Genomic DNA, 18845 nt, shown 5'->3' with positions numbered 1-18845 from the left:
TTGTTATCTGTTCAGTAAATTCATTAGACTTAAACTATGACTGTCAATGAAGACAAAAGTACCTAATCCAATCAAAACATAGGGCATGAAACGATGACCATATTGGGTGAAAAGATGAGCGATCGCCTGGTTATGAGTTAATTTATATGCCACATAACACAATAATCCCACGGACAAAAAGAACACACCCAAAATTAATAAAAGACTCTGCCAATTACTACTAGCAAATATCGGTACATAAATACTAATGTTGTCTGTACCATTAGCGAAAGTAATAGCAGCTACACTGTAAGTTTGCACATTAAAAAATTTAGCTAACAATGATTCATGAGATGTTTCTGTATTTGTATCTACTTCTTCTGATTCTTCATCTTCGGAATTTAGTAAAGTTTTGATGCCGATGATGATTGGTATTAAACCAAATAAACCAATCCAAGGACGAGGTAAAATTAAACCGCCAAAGAAACCAGGTAAACTCACCATAACTAAAGCTGTAAAACCTGCATATTGACCTAAAATTATATGCCATTTACGGAATTTGACATTTACTTGTGAAAAAAACAAAGTTAAGATGACTAAATCATCAATATTGGTGGCACTAAAAGCGGCCGCCCCTGTACTAATTGCTGTGATTACACCACTCATAGGAATTTGAGATTTGAGATTTGAGATTTGAGATTTGAGATTTGGGAAATTACCACCTGTTAATAGTTATTTCTTTCCGCAAAACTCGCATGAATTTCATCAACTCGTTGCTGCATTCCTGCTACTAAATGGGGGGAGCGTTGTTTTTTAATTAAAAACCAACTACAACTAGTAACAAGATAGATTAAAAACAAGTAAGGAAAAAGATTATAAGGAGCTTCTGGAACAGGAAAAAGATTACTACTAGGAATACCCACACTTCCTAAAATGGGAATCATCATCAAACCCACCGCCAACATAGAAAATACTATATCTATGAGACGGAGTTTATTAATTTTGTGTAGATAGACTGGAGCAGCAACAGAAATCAAAATATAAACAGTTAAAAAACCATAACTACAAATAGCACCCAAATATCCCATACACTCAAAGAGTTTGATGTGGAAAAAAGACATGATCGCCGGAACTAAAAATGTCAAAAATGAACACATTGTAACAGCAACATGAGGAGTTCTATTTTCTGCGTGGGCATTACCTAAAGACGCATGAAATAAACCATGACGTGCCATTAAAAAAGCTACTCTAGCAGCAGGGTTAACACTTCCTAAAATGCAAGCAAAGAAACTAAATAATGCTCCTAAACCTACTAATTCTCCTAAAAAACCAACTCCTACTTGTTGAGAAAGAAAAGCTAAAGGTTCTTCTGTTTCAGTAATAGATACCCCAGTACCACTAAAACCCAAAACTTCTATGTAAGTAGTAGAAACAAAAAATAAACCTGCAAGAATAACACTACCCATCACTGCTTTAGGTATTGTACGTAATGGTTTTTTGGCTTCATCTCCTAAGCTAGTGGCACTTTCAAAACCAGAGAACCCAAACATAACTAAAACTAATCCAGTGGCTATATTACCGGGATTCACACCAGATAAAGTTAATTGAGACATATCTACAGCAAAACCTTTGTGCGCCCAAATAATCAGGCACAAAATGATAATTAAAACTAAAGAAACTACTTCTAACCACAGCATAGCTACTGCTGAAAGTTGAATATCTTTATAAGCTGCATACCAAGAAATTCCTGCCCCAATAGCTAATAGTGTAATACTCGAAGGATGAATACCTAAATGGCTAATAAAAATCCCAAAAAAGTTAGCAAAACCACAAAGAACTGACATTCCTGTAAATAAATAAGCCAGTACCAAACTCCAACCACAAATTACACCTGCGGTTGCTCCTAAACCTTTGGTAATGTATGAGTATAAAGAACCAGGAGAAGCGGAACGACTAGCGAATTGGTTGATATTAATGCTAACTAATAATAATCCCATCAAACCAATCACAAAACTTAGCCAAGTACCATTTCCTGAGAGCGCCACAATCAAACCAATGTTAGATGCAGGTACAGTTGTTGGTGCAATAACCGCAAAAGATTGAGCTAAAACTTCTGAGAAAGAAAGGCAATTTGGCTTTAAGCCGTGAAAACTTTGAGGTGATTTAATTTCTGTGTTCATCTTCAGGATTCTCTATTGTGAAATGATGTGTGAAATGACGCATACATAGATGGACAATAGGGAGATTTTGATTGTTGTCTGAGTAATACCTGATGGCAAGTAATAAAAATTTACAAAAGTTTAAAGTTTTCCTTTTGTTGTGCATATTTACCAGCCAATTCCACAGAAATAAATTCCTGATCTGTATTGGATTATGGCTAATTTTTAGTTATACCTTCTAGGCTATTCAGACCTGTGATTTATGTGTACAAAATTCCCTTAAAGAATCTGTAGCTGCTGTTGATAGATTAACCCCATATCTATTCCTAGCAACTACTATTAGGATTTGTGTTTTCTTTGACAAATCAAATATTACATGATGCTTTGATATTATGCAAGTGGTTTATCTATTTTTTTCTGATATTTTTTGTAAAATTATTTTCTTTTGATAAATACTCAAAAGAGCATCGGATTTGGTGGGAATTAAATTTGTATAAAAAATTCTTTTCCAAGATTTAATAAAAGTATGTAAAAATACACTACTTAATCATGAGTTATTTAGAGTGTTATATAGGTAAAAGCCTATAAAATTATAGATTTTTGAGATTTTTTAATATGCAAATTCAAGTTAATACTGGGTATTCTAATTGGCTAAATGATATTCTTGCCCATTTGAATTAATTATGATAATTTAAACTAGCGAACAGTTCAGTAAGCAGAAACATGATTGTTTTTTCATTTCTACTTTGGGTCAAATGGATAATCTAAATATTCTCAAATCAGGAATTACTACCATGAAAAGTCTCAAGTATATATTGATGATTGCGTTATGCTGTATCAGTTTATTATTTTCTGAATCTGCGTTAGCAGATCCGCCCAGATATAGGAAAAATCCTGATTACATAGCCCTGACTCAACAATTGAACCAGTTAGCAAACGCAAAAGCTACACAAACTTTACCCCAAGGCTATACACCAGAACAATTAGAGCAGAAAATCAGTGATTTAAAATTACAAAAATTAGCCTTTGAATCAGGGATTGATTGGGGGCAATGTATTAATAAAACAGGTAAAACAATAGCTATTTATGGACCAGAACCAAATTTAGAAGAAGATGATTATTCCCCAGGATCAGCTTTATATTTTTTAGGTGATAATCAGACAACCAAAAATAAATGGAATTGTCAAGGAGTTTATATACCTTCAGATGTTAAAGCTGTAGCTGTTGGTTTAGATGGAGAAAACCAAGAATTAACAGGTGATTCAATTGTTAAAGTTACTAATGGCACTAAGTTAGTTTTGACAACTAACCCAGATACAGGTGTTATTGAGTTTAGCCAAGCAGGAACACAAATTCTCAAACCTGGTGAAATTAACTGGTTTATTCCTAATGTTTCTCAGGCTATTGTAGATGCAAGAGTGATTAACGCACCTGCTCAAAAATCTTAATTTTTACTGGTTAGTCGTTATTAGTCATTTCATTAAGCATTTCATTAAGTATTCAGCTATCAGTAATCAGCTATTATTCATGATTTTCTTCTTTGCTAATGGCTGAATACTGACGGCTGAAGACTTATGGTTTAATAATTATGGTTTAATAATTATGGTTTAATAATTATGGTTTAATAATTAAATTCATACCAATAGCCCAAGCTAAAGCAAGCATCCAACCTGCAAGTATATCACTAGGAAAATGAACTCCTAAATATAGTCTTGTCCAAGCAATAATTAAGAGGTAAAAACTACCAATAATTAAAACTAACCACCGCCAAGGACGATCCCAAGTTAAAATTACTAAAATTGCTACTAATGTCATAGTTGTCATGGCATGACCACTAGGAAAAGCATAATCCAATTCTGGTGCTTTTGATATCCATAAATTAGGGCGTGTTCGCTGTATAATTTCTTTGGCTGTGTGATTGATAATTAAATTTCCTACAGCAGTAGTGATGAGATAATTAAAAGTTCTCCATCTGCGGTTGCGTAATAAAGTTATGGCGATCGCACTCAACACAGGAAATGCAGTCCAAAATGATCCCCACTTAGTTAACACTACTGCGATCGCATCTAGTTGAGGATTAGCTATACTATGAATAGCCATCAAAATCGGCACATCCCAAGAAAAGCTATCTTTATTCTGCCAAATTTTCACCGCCATAATTTCCACAACTTGCAAAGGTAAATACACACCTATCAACATCAGCAACAAAGAACGCCAATTAGAAAACAGCAGGTTTTTGATCACCATAACCTTTGATGTGTGTTCCTCTTTCATCATTTTCATTTTATTCATAAGTTAAGAAATTAGCTATTAGTAATTAGCTATTAGTAATTCAATACTTTTCGGTTAACCCTAAAACAACGACATAACGTAGGTTGGTTTGAGGAAAGAAACCCAACATTTACAAGGGTTTGTTGGATTTCCACACGGTAAACCCAACCTACAAAAATCCTTAATCTAACAGTATTGCCTCAAAATTAATATTATTACACTGCCAAAAGCGCAAATTACACAAAAGTAAAAGATTTATAAGAAATTTTTCATAGTAGCTGCGTTTATTTTTTATTTGATGCAAATATTTCTATTTAAGTAACTTATTATTAGCGTTTAATTAGGATTTATTATTATTTAACTAGCAATAAAATCCCCCATAGCTGTAGTTTGTATTTCCTCAACTATTGATCATTTTTTCTCTATTCGTCAGCAAATAATCACCACAAAATCAACAAAAAATTATTTCATTTTCAGACCTTGACAATATACTTTTCCCAGGTGTACTATTAAAATACGGTAAGTCAATCAAGATTACGGTGATTAATCCAAGTGAAGACAATCAGGTTAAGAAAATAACAACCTAAATTTTCACCAGAGGGAAAACTCATCCTTGAGAAGTTATTACAGATCACAGCTAAAACCCACTACAAAACAGGAACATGGACTACTTACTACTACCAGTTTTCAGCTTTTTCATCGGTATTATTGTCGGTTTAACAGGAATAGGAGGCGCATCTTTAATCACTCCAATGTTGATTTTTATTTTTCAAGTACCGCCTTCTATTGCTATCAGTTCTGATGTTGTAGCAGCCACATTAATGAAAGTAGTAGGTGGAGTCAAACACTGGCAACAAAAAACCCTAGATATAGAAATAGTTAAATGGTTGGCAATGGGTAGCGTTTCTGGTTCATTGTTAGGTGTAGCAGTTTTACATCAACTCAGAAACAGTAACCTCAACATAGATAATTTTTTGCTGCGGTTATTGGGAGTAATGATTTTAATTGTCACATTCACAGCATTAATCCAAATGTTGTTAGTGAAGTTTTTCCCCAAAGTCAATTTACCCGAATTACCAACATTAAATGTTAAAACTAATCAAGGGCGGTTTTTAACATTGTTAATTGGCGCACTTTTAGGTTTTTCTGTGGGTATGACTAGCGTTTCTTCCGGTTCTATGTTTGCCTTGGTTTTGATGGTTTTCTTTCGTCTTGATGCCCGTAAATTAGTAGGTACAGATATTACTCAAGCCGCAATTTTATTAATATTCACATCTTTAGGACATCTCACATTAGGAACAGTTAATTGGGGTTTAGTGATACCAATTTGGATCGGTTCAGTTCCCGGTGTAATTATTGGTGCTAAACTTTGTGAAATTACACCTCAACGCCCTTTGAAATTGATTATATACAGCATTTTAATGATGGTAAGTTGGAAGTTAGTTTTACCAGCATAAGTAGGGGTTAACCAAAATCACATTTCTCCATCTTAATAGAGATTTAGTGAAATAAAAAATATCTGTAAACCTGAAAATACTTTTCCAATATTTTATTTTCAAATATCTTATAACAATGATTTGATCATTTCTAAAGTACCACGTTCATACATAATAAATAATCCCAAACCAATTAACACAAATGGAACTAAAGCCTTACCATAACGAGTTAGAATATAACCAATAGCAGCTTGACGACTTAATAAATAGGCAATACCACACCACACCCCTACCATAGATAAGAAAACAATCAGAATAATTCCTAAACTACCAAAACTCTGACCAGCAAATAGGGGAATATAAATACTAATATTATCACCACCATTAGCCAGCGTTACAGCCGCAACTTTATAAGTATTAGGGTGAAGAATACTTAATAAAAAAGCAAATATGGGATTGGGATGTGATGACTCTAATAAATCACTATTTACTGTTTGTACTTCTGTATTTTCTTCTTCTCGATTCAATAAATATTTAATGCCAATTACTATTGGTAATAATCCTAATAATCCAATAAATTCTCGCTGAATCACTAAGCCACCAAAAAAACCTGGTAAACTAAGAATAATAATAGCTAAAAAACCAAGGTATTGACCGATAAAAATATGTCTACGGCGAAAATTACTATCTATTTGTGAAAATAAAAGTAGTAAAATAATAATATCGTCTATATTAGTGGATGCAAAAGCGATAATACCCTGAGCAAAAGCAGTAATTAAACTATTCATGATGATTGAAGATTAATGATGTAGAATGAATGATTTATTGATATCTATAATCACAGGAGTTGTAACTTTTATTGCTACTAATATTGATGATCTTGTGATTTTGCTGGTCTTTTTTGCCCAAGCTGATGATAATTTACAACCTTGGCAAATTGTTTTAGGTCAATATTTGGGTTTTACGATTCTTGTCATTCTCAGTTTACCTGGTTTATTGAGTGGTTTAATTATACCTACAAACTGGATTAGTTTATTAGGTTTGATTCCTTTATCTATAGGTATTAGTAGTTTAGTTAATCAAGAACAAGATACCAATTTATCGGCTGAAATTAATACCGAGATTACACCATTTGCATCATCAAGTCAAAGTAATTTGTTAAGTTCTCAAATTTATACCATTACTCTAATTACTATTGCTAATGGCAGTGATAATATTACTGTTTATATACCTTTATTTTCTACCAATAAACTAGATAGCTTTTTAGTGATTATACTTGTCTTTTTCCTCCTATTGTCAGTTTGGTGTTACGCAGCTTATAAGTTAACCCACCAGAAGCAAATAGCAAATTTTTTAACTAATTATGGTAGTTATGTTGTACCTTTTGTAATGATGGGTTTGGGTGTTGTAATCATCTATCAAAATCAGGCATTAAGTCCGATCAAACTCCTTGGTATTTGTTTGTGTTTGTTAGTTTTGATGAAAAAGAATTAATTGATTAATTGATTAATTGATTAATTGATTAATTGCTTTTCCCATATTTATTAGCTGATGAGTCACACTAAATGTAATACATGGGATCATTTTGAGTGCGAGTTTCTTTTTCTTGACATAAGTCTTGGAGTGTGTGACTACGCAACACTTCACTAGAAGCGGTGTTAGCTTTTTCCCAAATTTCACGCACTAGAGTCCTTTCTATAGTTGGATTTTCAGAATTTTCTTTCTCTTTCCGTTCTCCTTCTACCAAGGTGACTATTTCTAGTAAGGTTATTTGCCAAGGTTCACGCACTAAAAGAAAACCACCTTTTGAACCGCGCTGACTCTGCACCACACCCGCACGTCGCAGTTGAGTGAGAATTTGTTCTAAGTAACGCTCTGGGATGGGTTGCTTGGCTGCAATTTCACTTATAGTTAGAGTAACTTTTTGATCATGGTGGCTGGCTAGTTCTAGCAGTGCTAAAAGTGCGTATTCCACCTTGGCGGAAAGTTCCAGGAGACGGTAGCTTTGACTATTCACGTCTGTATTTAAAATACTACTGTACATTGATAGATTTAAGAACCTTTTTACGAAAGAAGTCTACTTTAAAGTGTTAAATGTGATAGCTTCTCACTTGTTTTACTAAAATATCATAAATCTATCGGATTACCGTAGTTATTTAATATAATTCCCATAGTTGCTCTATATTGACCAGAAATCAACACATTTGTAGGGTGCGCCCGATGTCAAAATTGCTTGATTTACTTGATTTGTGCGGTCTGACTTACCCTAGAAGATATTTTTGGCGTGACTTTCTGATCCGAAATCATATATACTACGGTTAGAACATCGGAAAATAGTAATATAATATACTTATGCCTTTAAATACAATTATTTTCGGGTTATCTACTGATAATGATCGCCAAAAGTTTCATTTTTCCAGGCGATCGCTCATACCCAGTCAAAAAAATGCCCTCTGGCAAATAGAAAGCGGCTTTGTCATGACTTATACTTACTTAGAAGACGGTACAACAGTAGCTTTAGGTTTATGGGGACCTGGGGATATAGTGGGTGAAATGCTGTCAAAAATCAAACCCTATTGCATAGAATGTTTAACTAATGTAGAAGCGAATATTTTAGCAGCAGATAACTTGCAGCAATTTACAGATGCTTTACTTCAGCACATCCATCAAGCAGAAGAATTAATGTTAATACGTAGCCATAAAAAAGTAGAAACTATGCTAATTCAACTTCTAGCATGGTTATCTAAAAAATTTGGCTCACAGGTAGAAACAGGGAGATTAATTAATATGCGACTGACACATGAAGACTTAGCCGCCCTTGTTTGTTCTACCCGTGTTACTATCACTAGATTATTAGGACAATTAGAAGATGAAGGAGTAATTGATCGAATGTCTTTGAATCGGATTATTGTCAAAAAAGAAAATATTTGGTATTACGAGATTTAAGTATAAGCATTCAGCCGTCAGCCAGAAATAAGAAGCTCATCAATAATAGGTTTTAAATTGGTTGAGGATTTACAGGATAAGTAACTAGAAAGCTGGTAAAATATATTAAATTTTTGTCCTGATTTGATATAATATCTATGATTGGGAGTAAAATGATATAGCTATTAATTAGCTAACTATAGTTCCTAACTCTAGTTGCTAATTATCTAGTTAATCCTAATCATGGTTAATTACTGACAAATATCTGTTTTCATCCTGTAAATCCTCTAATCCTGTAAATCCTCTAATCCTGGAAATCCTGATTCTGACAATATTGAAAAATACCTGTTTTATCCTATCACCCCATATTGACAATGACAGCCATAACCATTAACCTAAATCCTATCGTCAGATTTACCGATGATCAATTTTATCAACTCTGTCGGAAAAATCCTGATGTAAAATTTGAACGCAACGCTAAAGGAGAACTATTAGTCATGTCACCCACAGGAGGGGAAACTGGAAGAATTAATTCAGAAATTAATGCTGATTTTGGTGTTTGGAATCGTCAAACTAAACTAGGCGTGTGTTTTGATTCTTCCACCTGTTTTAAACTTCCTAATGGTGCAAATCGTTCTCCAGATGTTGCATGGATTAAAAAAGAAAGATGGGATAGTTTAACCACAGAAGAAAAAACTAAGTTCCCTCCCATTGCCCCTGATTTTGTTTTAGAATTAATGTCACCTACAGATAGCTTGCAAGAAACACAAAAGAAGATGCAAGAATATATGGAAAATGGTGTAAAATTAGGTTGGTTGATTAATCCAAAAACACGCCAAGTAGAAATTTATCGTTTAGGTAAACCAGTCGAAATATTAACCGCACCCTTAGAATTATCAGGGGAAGATATTTTACCAGGATTTATTTTAAACATGGCAATAGTTTGGTAAATGAAATTTTAGAGAAAAATACAATATGATGACAAATTTAGAAATAGACGAAAACTTAATCAAAGAAGCACTTGAACTGAGTGGTTATAGTGATCAAAGTGCTGTAATTGCAGAAGCTTTAAAACAATTTATACAACGACGAAAACAACAGGAAATTATAGAACTATTTGGTACAATTGAATATGAAGATGATTATGACTATAAACAACATCGTAAAATTTATAATTCTCCAGCTAAAATTAAAGCTTTTTGAATTAAAGCAGGTGCTATCCGAAAATTAACAGATTCTAGTGACATAATCAATGGTTTCACTTCCGAAATCACACCTTTTTCTTTAGCACGTAGTAACATTCCTAGTGTACCTATAACTTTTAAACCCATTTGTTGAGCAATACCACGAGCATTACGTTCATCTATAATTAAAAATACATCTCCTAATTCTATTGCTAGTGTGATAGCTTCAGCTTCTCCTGGATCAAGTTGGGTTTTTAAAGCAGCAACTAAAGCTAAATTAGCCACTGGTTGAACTATTGGCCAATCTTCATTAATACCTACTTCTTTTTGTACAGCTAATGGTATGAATATAAAAGAGAAAACCTGTGGTAATATTTCTAAACGTCCTATTCTTTCTAAACCAATCAAACAGGTACTATTAGTAACAGCAACTTCACTCACAGATTCATCTCCTGTTCTAATTCTTCAGGTGGATAATTAATTACAGGAACTCCCATTTTTCCCAGTAATTCTATATATGTACTCTTGGAGTAACCTGCTAGTTTAGCAGCTTGTCCTAAAGATAATTTACCAGATTCAAATAATTTAACTGTCAACAATAGTTGTGCCTCATCAATAGAAATATTTGCAGGTAATTCCAGCCTAAGCTCATTCATAACTTCTACCTGATAATCATTTTGTGAATCATATCTTGAACTTTAGCATACACAGCTAAATATCCTAAAAATTATAATAAAATTAATTATAAAATTAAAGCCAAACACAAATCCAAACACAACGACAACTAAATGCGTATCTCTTTCAATTGGTTACGGGAACTCGTAGAAATTAACCAAACTCCAGAAGAACTAGCCCACACCTTGACAATGGCAGGGTTTGAGGTTGAAGATATAGAAGATCGGCGCACTTGGGCGGATGGCGTTGTGATCGGTAAAGTGCTGCAACGGGAACAGCACCCCAACGCGGATAAACTAAGTGTCTGTACAGTAGATGTAGGTGCAGAGGAAACATTAAACATCGTTTGTGGTGCGTCCAATGTCCGCGCAGATATTTATGTACCAGTTGCAACCAAAGGTACTTACTTACCCAACATTGACTTAAAAATTAAACCCACAAAACTTAGAGGTGTACCCTCTAACGGGATGATCTGTTCTTTAAAAGAACTGGGTTTACCTACCGATGTAGACGGGATTCATATTTTCACAGAAGAAAATCTCACTTTAGGTAGTGATGTACGTCCTTTTTTGGGTTTAGATGATGTCATTTTAGATGTCACCGCAACCGCTAACCGTGCAGATGCTTTATCTATGGTGGGTATTGCGCGGGAAGTTGCAGCTTTAACCGGTGGAAAATTATCTATTCCCCAACCACCAGCAGTCACAATTAATAATAATGCTGGAAATTTAAGCTTGAAGATTTCCGAAAATAAAGCTTGTCCTGCATACATTGGAACTGTTGTAGAAAATATCAAAATTGCCCCTTCTCCTGAGTGGTTAAAACAAAAATTACTTGCTGCGGGAGTCCGTCCCATTAATAATGTGGTAGATATCACCAATTATGTGTTATTAGAATGGGGACAACCGTTACACGCTTTTGATCAACAGCGTTTAAAATCTGTAGCTGGTGGTGAAAATTTAACCATTGGTGTGCGCTTTGCTGAAAGTGGGGAAACTCTCAAAACTTTAGATGGACAAACTCGCAATTTATCTACTCAGAATTTGTTAATTACTGCTAATAATCAAGCTGTAGCTTTAGCAGGAGTTATGGGTGGTGAAGAAACAGAAGTTTACGAAGGTACAACCAGTTTAGTTTTAGAAGCTGCGTTATTTGATTCTGTTGCTATTCGTCGTTCTTCTCGCGGTGTGGGTTTAAGAAGTGAAGCATCGGGAAGATATGAAAGGGGTGTAAATCGCGCCGAATTAGAAACAGCTTGCAACCGCGCTTTATCCCTAATTCAAGAATTAGCAAATGGTGTGATTATTCAACAGGAAATAGTTGATAATCGTCCTGATGCTGCTACATGGTCACATTCTATTGTTTTGCGGTTAGATAGAATTAATGAAGTGCTAGGTCCCATTGATTTAGGATTAGAAACGGGAGAATTAGAAGCAGCAGATGTAGAAAGAATTTTGACTGCTTTGGGATGTGAATTAACTGATAACAATGACCGCACTTGGACGGTAAAAGTACCAGCCTATCGTTATCGTGATTTAGAACGGGAAATTGATTTAATTGAAGAAATCGCCCGTCTTTATGGTTATGATAATTTCGTTGATACTTTACCAGAAAAAACCGAACCTGGTTATTTACCTTTAGATCAAGAACTACTGCGAAAAATCCGTGCTTATTTCAGGGCGGAAGGTTTAACGGAATTAATGCAATATTCTTTAGTTAAACCAGGGGAAGACAAACAAATTGTTCTGAGTAACCCTTTATTTGCCGAGTATTCAGCTTTGCGAACTGATTTAATTTCTGGATTGATTGATGCTTTTCAATACAATTTAGAACAAGGAAATGGAGCGTTAAATGGTTTTGAAATCGGTCGCATTTTCTGGCAAGAAGAAGAAGGGTTAGATGAAGCGGAAATGTTAGCTGGTATCATGGGTGGTGATACTAGCATTGGTAAATGGTCTCGTGGTGGAAGAGAACAACCGATGACTTGGTTTGAAGCGAAAGGTATTTTAGAAAATGTCTTTCAACAATTTGGTTTAGAGGTAGAATTTCAACCTGAAAATAGAGATTACCGGTTACATCCAGGACGCACTGCTTCTTTATGGTTGGGAGGTAATAGACTGGGAACTTTTGGACAAATTCACCCCCAACTGAGAAGGGATAAGGGTTTACCAGATGAGGTTTATGTGTTCCAAATTAGTTTGGATACTTTGTTAAATGCACTGGATAATGATGATTTACTAATTCCCAAGTTTAAATCCTATTCTACCTATCCCCCAAGTGATAGAGATTTGGCATTTTTTGCACCTGTGAAAGTCACAGTTTCCGAACTGGAAAAAGTGATTAACAAAGCTGGGAAAGGGTTGTTAGAATCGGTGGAAGTCTTTGATGAATACCGTGGTGAAAATGTACCTGCGGGTCAAAGAAGTTTAGCTTTTCGTTTAGTTTATCGTGCTGGCGATCGCACTCTCACTGATAATGAAGTTGAACCTGTACATAATAAAGTGCGGGAAGCTTTAGTAGAAAAATTCGGTGTGAGTTTGAGAAGTTAATTTATCAAAGTCCGCTGATAACTGCACCTTGGGCATACATAGGGAATAGAGTGACTGGTGATTGGTGATTGGGGACTGGTGACTGGTGACTGGTGACTGGGGACTGGTGATTGGGGACTGGTGACTGGGGACTGGTGACTGGGGACTGGTGACTGGGGACTGGTGACTGGTGACTGGTGACTGGGTAAAAACTAAATTCTTACTATATATTCCCAATTCCCAATTCCCAATTCCCAATTCCCAATTCCCAATTCCCAATTCCCTGTTCCCTGTTCCCTGTCTCCACGACAAGACTTTCTCAGCAACCCCTACTTAATAGAAAATTGCATTTCTAAAAAACTATCAGTTTCCTAGACAAAACTCATGAAATTCTGTCTGGAAAATGGCTCTAAAAATCTTGACTTTATCAGATATAAGTTCACAATATAAGCAAGGGAATTTAAAATTTTAACTCAGTTCTATTCAAACCAGTATTTCAGGAGGTGATCCAAAAATGGGCATAAAAATTTATGACCTCTACCCTAATCATGATGCACAGTTTATTCAGGAAGCAACTCCTGGGGAAATGATCAATATCAAAGGTGGTTTTGGTAGAAGAAGAAGGAGAGATCCAAACACAACATTAGAAAGTAGTGATATTTCCGCGCTAATGGAAGACATCAATACTAATCTCGATAGATGGAGAATGGACATTGACACCACACTTGAGGACTTGAGACAGTCAATCAATTTTTAACAGATTGGCTGGGTAATTTAACCATAGTTTCCATATTCGTGTGTTTTCTGTTTAGAAATGGATAACGCACGATTTTTTTATTAATAATTGATTATAGCAGGAGTCGTAGGGGCGAAGCATTCGGAAAATAACCTGTGATAAAAATTGAGAATTTATCGTCCGAATGCTTCGCCCTTGCAGGAAAATAACCTGTGATAAAAATTGAGAATTTATCGTCCGAATGCTTCGCGCGTACTTTCATGATCAATGGATGTCCTAACTACTTTGTATACGGCTATAATTATCAGTTGTCAATTCTCAATTGATGACGTTTATAAATCCAGAAATCCAGCGTATATTCATTTGTAAATCGAAAATCTATTATGATTAGGACTAAGCTGAATGCTGACTGTAAAAGTATATAACTCAAAAATTAATCAGCTATAAAAAAGACATAAATTCATGATTAATGTCTGATCAACCCAGTTCAAACCCTTGATTTTCCAAATTTTCTTCAATAAAAATAGGAGTATCGGTTGAGCAAAGAAAAACTTAACCGCTCCCACAAATTCTCATCATTGTTCTAATCACTGAGAACAAGTCTTTTAGGAGGAAATTATGGCTAGTATTAAACTCTCTGAATTGCAAGTAGCTGGTTCTGAATTATTCCAAGATTCTGAAAGCTTTCTTAACGAAATGAGTGATGCTAATTCCATTGCTGTCTATGGTGGATATGACAGCAATGTGAGCGATATGTCCACACTCACAAAATTAGCTGAAGCTTTTGTAAATACCTATGGTATTGGACATATCGCTTACTTAGCTAAGTCCTACAGCGAAAAATGGTACTAATTACAGTTTCGTTGTACACCGATTGAACTTTCTGAAAACAAGTCTTTGAGGAGGAAATTATGGCTAGTATTAAACTCTCTGAATTGCAAGTAGCTGGTTCTGAATTATTCCAAGATTCCGAAAGCTTTCTTAACGAAATGAGTGATGCTAATTCCATTGCTGTCTATGGTGGATATTATGATAACCCTAGTGATATGTCCACACTCACAAAATTAGCGGAAGCTTTTGTAAATACCTATGGTATTGGACATATCGGTTACTTAGCTAAGTCCTACAGCGAAAAATGGTACTAATTACAGTTTCGTTGTACACCGATTGAACTTTCTGAAAACAAGTCTTTGAGGAGGAAATTATGGCTAGTATCAAACTCTCTGAATTGCAAGTAGCTGGTTCTGAATTATTCCAAGATTCCGAAAGTTTTCTTAACGAAATGAGTGATGCTAATTCCATTGCTGTCTATGGTGGATATAGCGGCATTAGTGATATGTCCACACTCACAAAATTAGCTGAAGCTTTTGTAAATACCTATGGTATTGGACATATCGCTTACTTAGCTAAGTCCTACAGCGACAAGGGCTACTGGTAATTTTGTAGTTCCCCATAGTGCAATTTTTAATCACTGAAAACAAGTCTTTGAGGAGGAAATTATGGCTAGTATCAAACTCTCTGAATTGCAAGTAGCTGGTTCTGAATTATTCCAAGATTCCGAAAGCTTTCTTAACGAAATGAGTGATGTCAATTCCATTTCTGTTTATGGTGGATACTCTGATAGCGATGTTAGTGATATCTCAACACTGACAAAATTAGCGGAAGCCTTTGTGAATACCTATGGTATTGGACATATCGGTTACTTAGCTAAGTCCTACAGCGACAAGGGCTACTGGTAATTTTGTAGTTCCCCATAGTGCAATTGTTAATCACTGAGAACAAGTCTTTGAGGAGGAAATTATGGCTAGTATTAAACTCTCTGAATTGCAAGTAGCTGGTTCTGAATTATTCCAAGATTCCGAAAGCTTTCTTAACGAAATGAGTGATGTCAATTCCATTGCTGTTTATGGTGGATATGACCACTCTGTGAGTGATATCTCAACACTGACAAAATTAGCTGAAGCCTTTGTGAATACCTATGGTATTGGCCATATCGGTTATTTAGCTAAGTCCTACAGCGATGGCTACGGCTACGGCTACTAATAGTCTTTCTTGTAGTGAACGACTGAGCTAAATGGCTCTCCTGGGATCAACGGTAAAAGTAATTTATGTAATTCACATATATCTAATTAACATAAGTTGACTATTTTACCAATAAACCAGGAGAGCCAATAAAAAAATCAAAAAAATCTAATTTTTACAGCATTAAATAAATGGCACGAATTATTATTGCTGACCTGCATCCTATTGATTCAGAAGTATTTATCAATGAAATCAATAATCAGGAGTATCAAGCAGTATTTGGTGGTGTAGATGGTTCTAGTTATCAAATTCTAAATTTTGGTGTTAAGACTCTTGAATTTATGCTTGTAATTGCGGCTATTGATGCTATTTCATTTTTAACAACCTCATTCATAAACAAAGATTATGAATTGAGTGGTAGAGACTTTTTATTAGAAAGTATGTACAATATTCAAGAATAAGTATGATTGTTAAATGCGGAAGCAAAAATAAGGATTTTTCTGGAAAAATATCAAATATTATTGATTAAAAATTTTTCATGTTCAGTAAAGCTATGTCATTTCTTTTAAGTTCTCAAAACGTTTTTCCTTATCTCATTTCCCAAGGAATTTGTACTCAAGCAGAACAGTCATTGAGTAAAATTGAGTTAAAATCTGCCAAAAATTTTAATTTATTAGTTAGCTTGCCCGATGGTAGTCAATTGTTAGTAAAACAAGAACGTCTTAACCGAGAAGGTAGAACTCGTGGTGAGTTTTTAGATGAATGGCAAGTTCATAATTTTTTCCAAACCTTCCCAGAAGTTAGTCATCTACGCTCATCTTTATCAGAAGTAATTCATTTTGATGCTGAAAATTCCATCATTGTTTTTAATTATCTCAATAACTATCGGGATGTAGCAGAATTTTATGCTAAGGAGAATTTATTCCCAACTAAAATTGCTCGCTCAATAGGAGAAAATTTAGCTTCAATTCATCGTTTAACTTTAGACCGTCAAGAGTATCAGCAATTTTTCCAAAATTCTGAAGTGATCACACAGCCAACAAGTTCTCAGATAAATGGGGGAGTAAATAGAATTACACCAGAAGTATTTGGTCACGTTACATCTGATGGGTTGAAATTCTTTGCACTTTATCAACGTTACGATAATTTAGGAAAAGCGATCGCCAATTTGAAAGAGGCTTTTCATCCTTGTTGTTTAACTCACAATGACCTCAAACTTAACAATATTTTGCTTTCTTTAAATTGGGAAACAGCAGCAGAAAGAGAAATATCTTCAGAATTTTTCTTGCCTGATCAAGATGATCAAATTATTCGTTTAATTGACTGGGAACGTGGTTCTTGGGGAGATCCAGCCAATGATTTAGGATCAATAATTGCTAGTTATTTACAAATTTGGCTATATAGTATGGTAGCTAGTAGAACCATACCCATTGAAGAATCTTTGCGGTTAGCGGCAATTCCTTTACATCTAATACAGCCTTCCATAGCAGAATTAATGGCTACTTATTTAGCTAACTTTCCCGAAATTTTAGAGTGTAGTCCTGAGTTTTTACAACGAGTTGTACAATTTACCGGTTTTTCTTTAATTACATCTATTCAAGCTAAATTGCAACATGAAAGAACCTTTGGTAATTCGGGTATCTGCATTCTTCAAGTCGCCAAAAGCTTATTGTGTCGTCCTCAAGCATCTATGACCACAATTTTTGGCATGGAAGCCTCAGAATTGATACCTACCAATTTATCAATGACTGTCGCTTGATACGATTTTAGATTTTGGATTTTGGATTTTGTGCTGTTCCCTGTTCTCTACACCCTACACTAGAAACTATGCAACTATTAGATTCGGTACAGTCTCAACTTGCAGAACTGCCCCAGCAATTGCAGACATCACTAGAAGATATTGTCAATAACATTACAATTGAATCTCACCACTGTATCAAGCATCCAAAGTACAAATCTTTAGAATTGCCAGAGTCAGTGATCCCTCGCTTTGAGAAGTTACCACTGGAGATGCAGCAACAGCACTTAAAGTTACAATTGCGTAATTTTATATACAGTGCTTATTATAACGTTGCCACAAAACCTGACCAAAATCCTGATGACGAGGAAAGCAATAGTAAAGTAAACCAAAATCTTGAAAATAATAGTTTATTCGGAGTGGATTTAGAATTCTATGATCTTTTGCATACCAGGAACAAAAGTCAAGGCTACTGGAGTCATAGCTGGCAGATAGTCAGGGAAGAAACAGATGGCAGTTTGGCAGTGCATAAAAATGGGTTAACACTGCACGTTGATCCTAACTTGCATCTGTTACCAACAAAGCAAAAATTAACTGTTGGTAAGTTTGTATCTATTAAAATGCCGAAGAATTTGGTGCAGAAGGGATTTTATATGGCCGTAGCAAATGCAGGTTCCCAAAATAATCATGAGATTACGCGAATTTACTTTAACTTAACACCTGAAGGGGCAGCAGCCGTGATGGAAAGTTTAACAGAAGCACTAAATAATATCGACATTTCATTTTCGTTTAAAGCACTATATAATCCTGTCGATTATCGACGTTATGACTCAGCCGTGCTTTACTTTAACAAAGGCAAATATGAGCTAGTTCACCCAATATTACCAAGAATATATGAGGAAAATAAATCCTATTTTCAAGAGCAAGTACCTTTGTTTACTAAGTTATTAGCACCGGGGTTAGCTTGCGCTGAAGAACCAGAGCAAAAATTTGGTGAGCAGGAAAGTTTTGGTACTCATCGCTGTCAAATTATTGCTAATGGTTTAATAGCAGCTTGGCAGCAAGGTGATCATAGCCCAGAAGGTCGTATGACATCTATTATTCAGCAATTTTCTGCGATGAAAATTGACTTACAAAGTCCTTATCTTAATCCCCGTTCTCAGGATATTTACACTCCTTTGTTTTAGTTGCA

Annotated in this window: 25 protein-coding genes; 16 read left to right on the top strand and 9 right to left on the bottom strand. The window is 35.0% G+C overall.

What is annotated here, in order from left to right; translation table 11 throughout:
• Nucleotides 1-3: 3 nt before the first annotated feature.
• Nucleotides 4-645 carry a cadmium resistance transporter gene (locus H5968_RS13805; protein ID WP_187040414.1) on the bottom strand — a complete coding sequence of 214 codons (642 nt, stop codon included), beginning with the start codon at nt 643-645 and terminating at the stop codon, nt 4-6.
• A gap of 59 nt (nt 646-704) precedes the next feature.
• Nucleotides 705-2159, bottom strand: coding sequence for an APC family permease (locus tag H5968_RS13800; RefSeq protein WP_187040413.1), 1455 nt, complete (start codon nt 2157-2159; stop codon nt 705-707).
• Between the two features lie 734 nt (nt 2160-2893).
• Here H5968_RS13800 and H5968_RS13795 point away from each other — a divergent pair.
• A complete protein-coding gene (locus tag H5968_RS13795; RefSeq protein ID WP_255427130.1) occupies nt 2894-3586 on the top strand; it encodes a hypothetical protein in 693 nt (230 codons plus the stop codon).
• Between the two features lie 166 nt (nt 3587-3752).
• Here H5968_RS13795 and H5968_RS13790 read toward each other — a convergent pair whose 3' ends face one another.
• Complete coding sequence (locus tag H5968_RS13790) at nt 3753-4430, bottom strand: phosphatase PAP2 family protein (RefSeq protein ID WP_187040412.1); 678 nt, start codon at nt 4428-4430, stop codon at nt 3753-3755.
• 641 nt (nt 4431-5071) lie between these two features.
• Between H5968_RS13790 and H5968_RS13785 the strand changes: the two genes are divergently transcribed.
• Nucleotides 5072-5866: a sulfite exporter TauE/SafE family protein gene (locus H5968_RS13785; RefSeq protein WP_187040411.1), complete on the top strand. Its 795-nt coding sequence runs from the start codon at nt 5072-5074 to the stop codon at nt 5864-5866.
• 107 nt (nt 5867-5973) lie between these two features.
• Here H5968_RS13785 and H5968_RS13780 read toward each other — a convergent pair whose 3' ends face one another.
• A complete protein-coding gene (locus H5968_RS13780; protein ID WP_187040410.1) occupies nt 5974-6633 on the bottom strand; it encodes a cadmium resistance transporter in 660 nt (219 codons plus the stop codon).
• Nucleotides 6634-6658: 25 nt separating this feature from the next.
• On the opposite strand from H5968_RS13780, the gene H5968_RS13775 reads away from it, so the two are divergent.
• Complete coding sequence (locus H5968_RS13775) at nt 6659-7339, top strand: cadmium resistance transporter (RefSeq protein WP_187040409.1); 681 nt, start codon at nt 6659-6661, stop codon at nt 7337-7339.
• Between the two features lie 67 nt (nt 7340-7406).
• Here the strand turns inward: H5968_RS13775 and H5968_RS13770 are convergent, their stop codons facing one another.
• Nucleotides 7407-7889 (bottom strand): Rrf2 family transcriptional regulator, encoded by a 483-nt coding sequence (locus tag H5968_RS13770; protein ID WP_096569995.1) that lies wholly within the window; start codon nt 7887-7889, stop codon nt 7407-7409.
• Nucleotides 7890-8197: 308 nt separating this feature from the next.
• Here H5968_RS13770 and H5968_RS13765 point away from each other — a divergent pair, with 308 nt between their 5' ends.
• The 3 genes from H5968_RS13765 to H5968_RS13755 all read left to right on the top strand — a co-directional run bounded on the left by H5968_RS13765 (nt 8198) and on the right by H5968_RS13755 (nt 9973).
• The gene (locus H5968_RS13765; protein WP_187040408.1) at nt 8198-8791 is read left to right on the top strand and encodes a Crp/Fnr family transcriptional regulator; all 594 of its coding nucleotides are present in this window, start codon (nt 8198-8200) and stop codon (nt 8789-8791) included.
• 353 nt (nt 8792-9144) lie between these two features.
• Nucleotides 9145-9720, top strand: coding sequence for a Uma2 family endonuclease (locus H5968_RS13760; RefSeq protein ID WP_096569991.1), 576 nt, complete (start codon nt 9145-9147; stop codon nt 9718-9720).
• A gap of 25 nt (nt 9721-9745) precedes the next feature.
• The gene (locus H5968_RS13755; RefSeq protein ID WP_187040407.1) at nt 9746-9973 is read left to right on the top strand and encodes a type II toxin-antitoxin system VapB family antitoxin; all 228 of its coding nucleotides are present in this window, start codon (nt 9746-9748) and stop codon (nt 9971-9973) included.
• Here H5968_RS13755 and H5968_RS26125 read toward each other — a convergent pair.
• Both H5968_RS26125 and H5968_RS13745 read right to left on the bottom strand, forming a co-directional pair.
• Nucleotides 9940-10395 carry a DUF3368 domain-containing protein gene (locus tag H5968_RS26125; RefSeq protein ID WP_096569987.1) on the bottom strand — a complete coding sequence of 152 codons (456 nt, stop codon included), beginning with the start codon at nt 10393-10395 and terminating at the stop codon, nt 9940-9942. The genes H5968_RS13755 and H5968_RS26125 overlap by 34 nt on opposite strands.
• A complete protein-coding gene (locus tag H5968_RS13745) occupies nt 10392-10610 on the bottom strand; it encodes a UPF0175 family protein (protein ID WP_096569985.1) in 219 nt (72 codons plus the stop codon). Before H5968_RS13745 ends, H5968_RS26125 begins: the two co-directional genes overlap by 4 nt.
• 132 nt (nt 10611-10742) lie before the next feature.
• Between H5968_RS13745 and pheT the strand changes: the two genes are divergently transcribed.
• The gene (gene pheT, locus H5968_RS13740; RefSeq protein WP_187040406.1) at nt 10743-13178 is read left to right on the top strand and encodes a phenylalanine--tRNA ligase subunit beta; all 2436 of its coding nucleotides are present in this window, start codon (nt 10743-10745) and stop codon (nt 13176-13178) included.
• On the opposite strand, the gene H5968_RS13735 is transcribed toward pheT, so the two are convergent.
• Complete coding sequence (locus H5968_RS13735) at nt 13143-13436, bottom strand: hypothetical protein (RefSeq protein ID WP_187040429.1); 294 nt, start codon at nt 13434-13436, stop codon at nt 13143-13145. The genes pheT and H5968_RS13735 overlap by 36 nt on opposite strands.
• A gap of 235 nt (nt 13437-13671) precedes the next feature.
• On the opposite strand from H5968_RS13735, the gene H5968_RS13730 reads away from it, so the two are divergent.
• Nucleotides 13672-13914: a hypothetical protein gene (locus H5968_RS13730; RefSeq protein WP_187040405.1), complete on the top strand. Its 243-nt coding sequence runs from the start codon at nt 13672-13674 to the stop codon at nt 13912-13914.
• A gap of 91 nt (nt 13915-14005) precedes the next feature.
• Here H5968_RS13730 and H5968_RS13725 read toward each other — a convergent pair whose 3' ends face one another.
• A complete protein-coding gene (locus tag H5968_RS13725) occupies nt 14006-14155 on the bottom strand; it encodes a hypothetical protein (RefSeq protein ID WP_187040404.1) in 150 nt (49 codons plus the stop codon).
• Between the two features lie 356 nt (nt 14156-14511).
• Here H5968_RS13725 and H5968_RS13720 point away from each other — a divergent pair, with 356 nt between their 5' ends.
• The 8 genes from H5968_RS13720 (at nt 14512) to H5968_RS13685 (ending at nt 18840) form a co-directional block, all read left to right on the top strand.
• Entirely contained in the window at nt 14512-14745 is a 234-nt protein-coding gene (locus tag H5968_RS13720; RefSeq protein ID WP_187040403.1) for a hypothetical protein, read from the top strand.
• A gap of 59 nt (nt 14746-14804) precedes the next feature.
• A complete protein-coding gene (locus H5968_RS13715) occupies nt 14805-15038 on the top strand; it encodes a hypothetical protein (RefSeq protein ID WP_187040402.1) in 234 nt (77 codons plus the stop codon).
• A gap of 59 nt (nt 15039-15097) precedes the next feature.
• Nucleotides 15098-15331, top strand: a complete 234-nt coding sequence (locus H5968_RS13710) for a hypothetical protein (RefSeq protein WP_187040401.1) — start codon at nt 15098-15100, stop codon at nt 15329-15331.
• Between the two features lie 61 nt (nt 15332-15392).
• A complete protein-coding gene (locus H5968_RS13705) occupies nt 15393-15632 on the top strand; it encodes a hypothetical protein (protein ID WP_187040400.1) in 240 nt (79 codons plus the stop codon).
• 61 nt (nt 15633-15693) lie between these two features.
• Nucleotides 15694-15936 (top strand): hypothetical protein, encoded by a 243-nt coding sequence (locus tag H5968_RS13700; RefSeq protein ID WP_187040399.1) that lies wholly within the window; start codon nt 15694-15696, stop codon nt 15934-15936.
• Between the two features lie 170 nt (nt 15937-16106).
• Nucleotides 16107-16376, top strand: a complete 270-nt coding sequence (locus H5968_RS13695; RefSeq protein ID WP_187040398.1) for a hypothetical protein — start codon at nt 16107-16109, stop codon at nt 16374-16376.
• 92 nt (nt 16377-16468) lie between these two features.
• Entirely contained in the window at nt 16469-17674 is a 1206-nt protein-coding gene (locus H5968_RS13690; RefSeq protein WP_187040397.1) for an aminoglycoside phosphotransferase family protein, read from the top strand.
• 68 nt (nt 17675-17742) lie between these two features.
• A complete protein-coding gene (locus tag H5968_RS13685) occupies nt 17743-18840 on the top strand; it encodes a T3SS effector HopA1 family protein (RefSeq protein ID WP_096569967.1) in 1098 nt (365 codons plus the stop codon).
• The last annotated feature ends 5 nt before the right edge of the window (nt 18841-18845 follow it).

It is taken from the genome of Sphaerospermopsis sp. LEGE 00249 (genome assembly GCF_014299995.1).
Classification (GTDB): domain Bacteria; phylum Cyanobacteriota; class Cyanobacteriia; order Cyanobacteriales; family Nostocaceae; genus Sphaerospermopsis; species Sphaerospermopsis kisseleviana.
The sequence above is the reverse complement of the archived record's forward strand: the minus strand, read 5'-3'. Positions and strand labels throughout refer to the sequence as shown.